This is a genomic window from Hymenobacter lutimineralis, assembly GCF_008271285.1.
Classification (GTDB): Bacteria; Bacteroidota; Bacteroidia; order Cytophagales; family Hymenobacteraceae; genus Hymenobacter; species Hymenobacter lutimineralis.
Genome location: NZ_VTHL01000045.1, coordinates 1 through 3,736 on the forward strand (window position 1 = coordinate 1; position 3,736 = coordinate 3,736).

At 62.8% G+C, this 3,736-nt stretch carries 2 protein-coding genes; one reads left to right on the forward strand and one right to left on the reverse strand.

The features are described 5' to 3' along the window. Window positions 1-405 precede the first annotated feature (405 nt). Complete coding sequence (locus FY528_RS21065) at window positions 406-960, forward strand: GNAT family N-acetyltransferase (RefSeq protein ID WP_149072978.1); 555 nt, start codon at window positions 406-408, stop codon at window positions 958-960. Window positions 961-1,072: 112 nt separating this feature from the next. Here FY528_RS21065 and katG read toward each other — a convergent pair whose 3' ends face one another. Continuing rightward, complete coding sequence (gene katG, locus FY528_RS21070; RefSeq protein ID WP_149072979.1) at window positions 1,073-3,325, reverse strand: catalase/peroxidase HPI; 2,253 nt, start codon at window positions 3,323-3,325, stop codon at window positions 1,073-1,075. Window positions 3,326-3,736: the final 411 nt, after the last annotated feature.

Consider the following 3,736-nt stretch of genomic DNA (forward strand, 5'->3'; position numbering starts at 1 on the left):
TGCCCCCACCCGTACCCGGACGACCCAAAGTGTGCGGTTCGACCAATTTCCATTCCCGTTCGCTTAATTCATGGCGGCGTAGCATGCCGCTAAGCTACGACCACTGTCCACACTCCCTAGGAGAGAGAAATGGGGGCCAACAGTAGCCCACTGCCTTGCAGTCGGAATACGGGGCGAAATACTTTACCGCGTGTCCAGTAAAGTACGCTTAACTGCCCCACCTAGTCGAGTGAGGGTGGTGCCTGGGCAGGTGGGTAAAATACTTGTCTTGTTGCGTTTGCCGATTCCGGAACCCAGGAAAGGCTGAGCCTCGAAAGGTGCGTACAACCTATTCGATAGCGCGGATGGACGTTATTTGGCTACCCCGTGCCGAATAGAGTCAGGCCTTTCTGCTACTTTGCCGCCATGGAACTGCTCTCCCTCGGCGGCCTCGTGCCCGACGCCATCCCCCGCCTCGAAACCCCCGACTTGCTGCTGCGTGCGCCCCGGCCCGAAGATCTGACCGAAGCGGCAGCGCTGCACCAGGACCCGGCCTTCTACCGCTACCTCGGCGGCAACCCCAACGACGAAGAGACCGTGTGGCGACGCATGCTCTCCCATCTTGGCCATTGGGTGATGCTGGGCTACGGCTCCTGGGCCTTGGAGGAAAAAGCCACCGGCCGCTACGTCGGCACCGTGGGCTTCTTCGATGTGCAGCGCGACCTGACGCCTTCTATCAAGGGCACGCCCGAAGCCGGCTGGGTACTGGCCCCCCGGCTGCACGGCCGCGGGTACGCCAGCCAGGCGCTCACCGCTGCCCACGCCTGGGCCGATGCGCACTTCCCCTCTCCGCGCACCACCTGCATCATCGACCCCGACAACGAGGCTTCCCTACGCCTGGCGCGTAAGTTTGGCTACCAGGAATTTGCCCGCCCGCTTTACCACAACGAGCCCATAGTGCTCCTGGAGCGGTTTCGGTAGCTACCTGCCAGCTGGCTTCTGCGGTGGCTTATTCAAGCCCAAGAAAAAAGGTGGCCCCACATGAGGCCACCTTTTTCACTGCTAAAATGACGCGGAAGCGCCCGAGCAGGCTTTAGGCCAGGTCGAAGCGGCCGAGGTTCATCAGGCGGGCCCATACGGCCACGAAGTCGTGCACGAACTTCTCCCCGGCATCGGCGCAGGCATACACCTCGGCCAGGGCGCGCAGCTCGGAATTGGAGCCGAAAATCAAGTCAACGCGGGTGCCGGTCCACTTCACGGCGCCGGTTTTCCGGTCGCGGCCGTTAAAAGTATTTTGGGCATCGGAGGTGGCGCTCCACGTCGTGTTCAGGTCGAGCAGGTTCACGAAGTAGTCGTTGGTGAGGGCCCCCGGGCGGGCGGTGAACACACCGTGCTGCGACTGGTCGAAGTTGATGTTGATGGCCCGCAGGCCGCCGAATAGCACTGTCAGCTCCGGTGCCGTCAGGGTCAGCAGCTGCGCCTTGTCAATCAGCAGTTCCTCGGCCGCGGCCTTGTGGTGGGGCTTTAGGTAGTTGCGGAAGCCATCCGCGGCTGGCTCCAGGGCCGCAAACGACAGCACGTCGGTTTGCGCCTGCGAGGCATCGGCCCGGCCGGGCGTAAACGGTACCGTCACCGAGTGGCCCGCATTCCGGGCGGCCTGCTCAATGCCCACCACACCGGCCAGCACAATCAGGTCGGCCATGGAAATCTGCTTGCCGTCGGTTTGAGCCGCGTTGAAGGCCTGCTGAATGCCTGTCAGTGCGCGCAGCACGTCGTGCAACTGAGCGGGGTTGTTTACTTCCCAGTTTCGTTGCGGGGCCAGGCGCAGGCGCCCGCCGTTGGTGCCGCCGCGCTTGTCGGAGCCGCGGTAGGTGGAAGCTGCCGCCCAGGCCGTGCTCACCAATTGCTGCACCGAGAGGCCGGAAGCCAGGATGTTAGTTTTCAGGTCGGCCACGTCCTGGTCGTTCACCAGGGGATAGGTTACGGCCGGGATGGGGTCTTGCCAGAGCAGCTCTTCCGTGGGCACTTCGGGGCCCAGGTAACGCTCCTTGGGGCCCATGTCGCGGTGCGTGAGCTTAAACCAGGCGCGGGCGAAAGCATCGGCAAACTCCTCGGGGTTTAGCTGGAAGCGGCGCGAAATTACCTCGTACACCGGGTCGGCACGCAGGGCAATGTCGGTGGTGAGCATGAAGGGCGCATGCTTCTTTGCGGGGTCGTGGGCATCGGGGATGGTGCCGGCCCCGCCGCCGTTTACCGGGCGCCACTGGTGGGCGCCGGCGGGGCTCTTCGTTAGCTCCCACTCAAAGCCGAACAGGTGGTCGAAGTAGTCGTTGCTCCACTGGGCGGGGGTGCGGGTCCAGGCGCCTTCCAGGCCGCTGGTGATGGTATCGGCGCCGTGCCCTTTGCCGAAGCTGTTGCGCCAGCCCGTGCTCATTTCTTCCAGCGTAGCGCCGGCGGGCTCCTTGCCCACGTACTGGCCGGGGTCGGCGGCGCCGTGGGTTTTGCCGAAGGTGTGGCCACCAGCAATCAGGGCCACGGTTTCTTCATCGTTCATGGCCATGCGGCCGAAGGTTTCGCGGATGTCGCGAGCGGAGCGGATAGGGTCAGGCTCCCCGTTGGGTCCCTCGGGATTTACGTAGATCAGGCCCATCTGCACGGCGGCCAGGGGGTTATCCAGCTCCCGGTCGCCGGTGTAGCGCTTGTCGCCCAGCCACTCGGTTTCGGGCCCCCAGTAGATGTCCTGCTCGGGTTCCCACACGTCTTCACGTCCGCCCCCGAAGCCGAAGGTTTTGAAGTTCATGGACTCCAGGGCGCAGTTGCCGGCCAGAATCATGAGGTCGGCCCAGGAAATTTTCTGGCCGTACTTCTGCTTGATGGGCCACAGCAGCAGGCGGGCTTTGTCGAGGTTGGCGTTGTCGGGCCAGCTGTTGAGGGGGGCAAAGCGCTGGGCGCCCGAGCCGGAGCCGCCGCGGCCGTCGCCGATGCGGTAGGTGCCGGCGCTGTGCCAGGCCATGCGCACGAAGAACGGGCCGTAGTGGCCGTAGTCGGCCGGCCACCAGTCCTGGGAGTTGGTCATCAGCTCGAATAGGTCCTGCTTTACCGCGTTCAGATCCAGCTTCTTAAACTCCTCGGCGTAGTTAAAGCCTGGGTCCAGGGGGTTGGACTTGTGGTCGTTCTGGCGCAGGATGCTCAGCTTGAGTTGGTTGGGCCACCACTCGCGGTTGGTGCGGCCTCCGCCGGCGGTTTGCTTTACGGCGCCGTAGCCAAAGGGGCACTGGGCGGCCGGCTCGTTCAGTTCGTAGAGAATGGAATTTTCCGGGGGGAGGTTGTGTAGGTTGGTGTCCATGTTGAAAATGAGTTATGACCTGGTCTCCGTGTGAAGCATAGCCGGTGGCAGGTTCGCCTGCCGAGCTAAAAATGCCCGGGTTAGCGGCGGGCCCGCGCCCCAACGCGTTACCAGGCAGCTGAGCCGCCTGATAAACGACCTCCTTTCTACAAAAAGCTCGACCATTTGTTTGCCGGGTGTGGCCGCTGATAAAACGCTATGCCCAGGAAATCCGTTGAAGGCACACTTTTCCGCGACAAACCGGGGATGTCGCTCGGCAGGAACTTGCTGCGGATAGGATAAAAAAAAGGCAGTGGTCTAAAGGGTGGTTTTTGCTATGTTGAGGCATGATTCAAACCACCATCTGTTGCGGTAAGTGCGGCAGCACGGCGCTGCGCAAGAACGGGCATAGCAAGGGCAAAGCCAAGTACC